General features: G+C 57.6%; 7 protein-coding genes. 6 read left to right on the forward strand and 1 reads right to left on the reverse strand.

What is annotated here, in order from left to right; all coding sequences use genetic code 11:
• Positions 1–77: 77 nt before the first annotated feature.
• From R4P65_RS32840 to R4P65_RS32850, 3 genes are all read left to right on the forward strand, one after another.
• Positions 78–695, forward strand: a complete 618-nt coding sequence (locus R4P65_RS32840; RefSeq protein ID WP_317829675.1) for a hypothetical protein — start codon at positions 78–80, stop codon at positions 693–695.
• 215 nt (positions 696–910) lie between these two features.
• Positions 911–1,744, forward strand: a complete 834-nt coding sequence (locus R4P65_RS32845) for a hypothetical protein (RefSeq protein ID WP_317829672.1) — start codon at positions 911–913, stop codon at positions 1,742–1,744.
• 284 nt (positions 1,745–2,028) lie between these two features.
• Positions 2,029–2,445, forward strand: a complete 417-nt coding sequence (locus tag R4P65_RS32850; protein ID WP_317829673.1) for a hypothetical protein — start codon at positions 2,029–2,031, stop codon at positions 2,443–2,445.
• A gap of 15 nt (positions 2,446–2,460) precedes the next feature.
• On the opposite strand, the gene R4P65_RS32855 is transcribed toward R4P65_RS32850, so the two are convergent.
• Complete coding sequence (locus R4P65_RS32855) at positions 2,461–2,922, reverse strand: hypothetical protein (RefSeq protein WP_317829674.1); 462 nt, start codon at positions 2,920–2,922, stop codon at positions 2,461–2,463.
• A 294-nt stretch (positions 2,923–3,216) separates the two neighbouring features.
• Here R4P65_RS32855 and R4P65_RS32860 point away from each other — a divergent pair, with 294 nt between their 5' ends.
• From R4P65_RS32860 to R4P65_RS32870, 3 genes are all read left to right on the forward strand, one after another.
• Positions 3,217–3,657 (forward strand): hypothetical protein, encoded by a 441-nt coding sequence (locus tag R4P65_RS32860; protein WP_230814031.1) that lies wholly within the window; start codon positions 3,217–3,219, stop codon positions 3,655–3,657.
• A gap of 30 nt (positions 3,658–3,687) precedes the next feature.
• Entirely contained in the window at positions 3,688–3,909 is a 222-nt protein-coding gene (locus R4P65_RS32865; RefSeq protein ID WP_230814033.1) for a hypothetical protein, read from the forward strand.
• Between the two features lie 336 nt (positions 3,910–4,245).
• A complete protein-coding gene (locus tag R4P65_RS32870; protein ID WP_230814034.1) occupies positions 4,246–4,755 on the forward strand; it encodes a hypothetical protein in 510 nt (169 codons plus the stop codon).
• The last annotated feature ends 523 nt before the right edge of the window (positions 4,756–5,278 follow it).

A 5,278-nucleotide genomic window follows, 5' to 3' on the forward strand; every position in this document is an offset into this window, starting at 1 on the left:
CTGACGACGCTTCTCGGTCATGTACAGATCCTCTCTCATCCCGAGATTCACTGTCCAAGATCATTGGTACACCCCAGTTGTCGACCCGGTCCACAGAGCTCCGCGCTATCCTCCTCGACCTCGGCCTGACGCTCACCGACGCAGAGGCTCAAACAATTCTCGATGACAAGGTCAATGAGTACGCGACGATGATGCGCGTCAGTCGTCAAACAGCTCAGCGCAGTTTCGGTGATGAACACCTCGCCAGGTTTGCACAGTCGCTGGCACTCTCCCTTTCGGACGAAGCGCCGGGTGCAAACCTCGTCGAGTTCGAGCGAACGATTTCGATGTCCATCCCGGCGGTGGGGCTGACGACCGCAGCTTTGGCAGAAGCACTCAAAGTAGCGCATGCCAACCTCAAGGACATCGCCATCAGCGAAGGGTTGAGTCATCTCTCGACTCTAGGGATGATCACGGCAGAAGCTAGCGCATTTCTTGTTCCCGTCCCGCGCCCGCTTCTGCTTCGGATCGCACGGTTCTTGGATATGGCGAGTACCTCCGTCAAGGATGGTGCGAACCTTCCGGAAGGGCTCAGGGAGGCGGGGCGAGCTCAGTTCGCCGAGATCCTCAGCGTTGATGCCGACGGGATCCGTGCCATTGCGAACGACGACAGCGACGATGCGCCCGAGTTGTGGCGGACGCCGAATCCCTGTTGAGAGAACAACTCGTAGGTTCCGTGCTACAGACTCTTTGCAATCGCCACGCGACCGGAGCGGATAAATGACTACGCCAAACGGGCAATCTGTGAACAGGAGAGCTGGGTTCATGAAGAACGCCCCATGCTTGCGAACCGCCCGTAGGATCCGAGCATGACTTCTTTCGCCGTTTTCGTGGACATTAGTGGGCGACCCGAGTCGATCTTGGTGCGCTCGTGAGTAACGATGACGAGTACATAGAAGAAATACGCGTCGTTCGACGGAAGAAGGACACCTACAGGTCGAAATCATCGAAGTCGAAGGATTTCGAGAGCGATCTCCTTCGCAGCAAAGCCACCAAGAATGTTGCCGGTCCGACCGAGTCCCGACGGGTCGACGAAAAGGAACTTCGTGAGAGGTACCGGAGCGATCCGATCGTCGTTACGCATGCCGCCTCCTATCCACGCGAACTGACGCCGAGTCAACAAGCACTCGCCGACGTGTTAGCCGACGCCGGCATCATTGTGATACGCGAGTGGCTGGTCCCGCTGATCAGAGACGTCGCTGCTCCCGCCGCCAAGGCGAAGCTGAGCGAGTTCGCGGCGCGTCAGCGGATCCGAGCTCTGGACCGAGCTAAGGCCAAAACGAAATCATCCGACACGGACGCCACCCAGGTCGACGTTATGGAGGAGGAAAGCTTCGCTTCCGCCGCAGATCTGGAAGTTGCGGAACCTTCGATCCCGATCACCCGAAGCGCCCTCATGCTCGCGCTGTTGCAGTTGAAACTTGCTGAGGACTACGCCGCCAAGCAGCGATGGCTCGTTTCACACGCTGAGGTTGTAGATGAAGATCTTTCACCGGAACTGGAGCAATCCCTCACATGGATGCTCGAAGGCAGGGCGAACGAGCTGAATGACAAGGAGCGCGAAGCGGTTGCAGTCTTCCTTCAGCAGGCCGAGAATATCGCGGACAACAAGCCCGCGCTGGCTCCCTATGGAAGGCTCCGGAGGGTCGCGGACGAGGTTCGCAAGGTACCGAAACGACCGCGGTGGCCCAGGCAGACCGAGTAGTGCATTTCGCAATTGCCGCGTGCGACGTCAATCCACACCACGAAGCATGTGCCGGTCAAATGGGATTGATGAACGAGACCGGATTTCCCGCGGCCTGAGAATATGTAAACTCTCGTTCCTCAATCCGCGTCGACGAGCCTTTGCTGAGGGATGTGTAAGACACGCGTGCACGTAATCCGTGACGATCGTTAGCGGCATCATTGAATATTCGTCGCCAACTTGACTTGCAGGATATTTGAATAAGAGCAAAGCTCCGTCTCAGCTTTGTTCGCCATAATAAAGAGATGTCACGCCTCTCCCCCTCGACATTCATCGCCCAACATCACCAGCTGAAAGAAGCCTGGGATAGTCATCAAGATCACTATAGATGGATGAGTCCCGCCGACCAGCAACTCATCCACGACTTCTACCGGCCATCAGAAAACCTCAGCGACGATGAGCTAAAACAGCATCGCCGCCACATCACCGTGACGAACAAGTCGCTCGCCAACAGGGCCGGCAAAGCCTACGCCCGTTTCATGCGAGGAGAAACATACGACGCACCATCGACGATTACATCCAGTGGACGAATTGTCACCATCCGACCTGTTCTACGCCCGCAACCGGATGCGCAACTACTGGCGAAGGCACTGATTCAACTGGCAATGGAGGAAGCGAAAGCCGAGATCGACCAGCGCAGCACCGATGACAAAGCAGCGTAGCGGCGTCCTCAAGAGCTACTCATCTCTCGCCGCCCACCGATTGAACTTCGGCGGACGCAGTTGCACGCCCGATTTCTTGAGCGCCTTACCGACACTGCTCGCTGCCAAGTTGTACTTCCGCCCGAGCTCAACTGTCGATTTCCCTCGTTCGTAGTGCCAGGCCAGCTCCGCCAGCAGCTTCGCATCGATCGTGGCTCGTGGATGCAGCGGTATGCCGTGCTTGATCAGCAGCCTGGTCACGGTCTGACGGTGAATACCGAACAGCTTCGCTACCTCGAACGCCGTCTTGCCCGAACGGTAGACATCGATCATTGCGGCCAACTCAGTCTCACTCAGCCGACGCTGCGGCTGATATTCCGACGCCGGCACCCCTACCTGCGACTTTTCCACCGACGGCGGTTCGATTCGTTCACCCAACTCCCGGACAAGCGCCGCAAACGGGGAGTTTTTGTTCGAAACGGATTCACGTAGGAGCACTTTTCTTTGCCTTCTCGCAGGTCACGATAATCAGCTGACCTGCACTGAAGGGCTAGCGTCAATTCGACATATGCCGAGAAATGCCGAGTTATTTCGACCAAAGCGCGGAGTAAGCGCGGAGTCGGGATGAGGCTAAGGTCTGGTCGGAGCCGTTCAACCTGCACACCCCTCTGGTTTGATTGCGCCGACTCCAATACGAATCTTCGAGTAGGAGATTGCCGGCCCTGGACAGCGCGCCTACTACGTCAAGGTTCGAATGGTCGTTACGTACTGTCCGTCTGGTTTGATACTGACATGAAGAAGACCTTCGCCGCGGTTGCGGCCATTGGAGCTGTCCTGCTTGCCACCGGATGTACGTCGGGCGACGCAGAGGACTTCAAGGCCCGGTCCGGCACCCAGCAATACGACTCCGCACAGGCCATCGCAGATGACCTCGCTGCTTCCGGAATCACCTGCGAGAACTTCACAAAGGACAAATCGACGACGTACTCGACCGACGCGGGTCGTTGCACGATCGACGGACACGAGATGGTTCTGTCAATCTTTACCTCAGATGATCTGCAAGAGGAGAACATCGCAAGCTTTGTGGGGGCATTCGAGCCGGTCAAGATGGAATACGGACTGCTGGTCGGTTCGAAGTGGATGATCAACTGTGGCGATACGAAAGCCACGAACATATGTACGGACGTGAAGGCGCAATTGGGCGGCCGGATCGTCAAGCCGACCTATCTCTAGCCTCCGACAATCCGGATTGGAGATGTATGAATGAAACCGATTGGCACCACACTGCTCGCGATCGGCATCGTCTTATTCTTCTTCGGCGGATATGGCGCGTGGCCGTATTTCGCGCTCGTGATCGGTCTCTACATCTTGTACCGAGCGAACACTGTGGAGAGTCGAGCTGCCCGTAAGCAGCGGCGCGCGGATCGCCGAGCCGCGCACACCCAGGCTGGAATGTCGTCGCCCTGGGAGAATTTGTTCGGCTAGTTCCACCGCGACTTCTGCGGGCTCGCGCCGGCGCATTCAGGCGTCCGGATCGTCTCGCCACAGCGCCGGCAGTAATGCGTTCGATGTCCGCCGTTGTGCGCCGTCTTGCAGCCGCAGACTTCCCAGCCGACGAGACATGTGTTCGCCGCCAGCAGGTGCCCATTCGGGCAGCGTTGCGGGGATCGTTCGGTCGACGGCATACCTAAAGATTCGCACACCTGTTCGATAAGTGGTGGCTTCGATCTCGCGGGGTCCGGAGGGTAAGGGAAGACCAGCCGGGCTCCGCAATTCTCGTTCAATATTCGTTACGAACAGTCGGTCTGGTATGTATTTGCCATGAAACGAACACTGCTTGCTGTGATCGCGGTGGTAGGCCTCGCCGCCGGATGCGGGACGGACGGCACCCCTGTTCCAGTAAGCAGTCTGCCAACCAGTTCCACAACCACCAGCTCTACTGTCGAACCAGTCGAAGCGACGACCACCCCCGCTAACAGTTCATCTCCAACGACGACGTCGAACTGGGATCCGAACTCCGCCGACCCCGTCGGTGACGCCGCGCAGAAAGAAGCGGAACGCCAGGCCGCGGCAAACCCTGATGGCTCAGCGAAACTTGCAGTCGAGTACACCAAACTGACGGGCGAAAAGCTCGATCCGGTCAAGGCGCAACTACTCGCTGGCTATGTATGCGTCATTATCGAGCTCACCAAACTGAGCGACGAACTCAATGTCGATCAACAGGACATCGTCGATGAAACAAGCCGGGAAATGGCAATGTCGAAGGAAGATGCGCTGAGGCTTCTAACTTTGGCTGTGAAGTACCGCTGCCCAGACTCGGCATTCAACTGATCGCGTCATGACGGCCCCACTGGTCGGTCGGGCCCTCGTCGGGTTCTAGACCGGTAAGTCCGGTTCGGGTGATGCTGGCCGGTTGCGGCATGCGATGATTCCCGGACCACAAAGATCAGCCCCGGCAGATGCGGCAAACATCCCCGAGGCCCGGCCGACAGGTGAAATGTCGACATGAACGAATGTTACTCGCGGCTCCGAGAGTTAGCTTTCACCTCGGTTAAGAACTGAGTCATCGCATGGCAAGTGAAACTTTGGAACCGTACCAGGTTGCTCCCACCGAACGTCTCGCGAGCATTCTTCCCGGAAACCCGCCAGAAACCGGAACCAAGGCGTTTCGAGGCCTGTCAGCGACCGGTAAAACGTATTGGATAAAGGTCCCGAACAACCCCCAGGGGTCGCGCGTTCTAGCGACTGAACAAATCGTCACCGCAGTCGGCGGACTGATAGGGACTGTTTCTTAATCGGTGTTTCGGCCCCAGACGCTGAGTGAATGCTCAGCGAGGGAGGTGCCGTGATGACG

It is taken from the genome of Rhodococcus sp. IEGM 1318 (genome assembly GCF_033142465.1).
GTDB classification, from domain to species: domain Bacteria; phylum Actinomycetota; class Actinomycetes; order Mycobacteriales; family Mycobacteriaceae; genus Rhodococcus_F; species Rhodococcus_F qingshengii_B.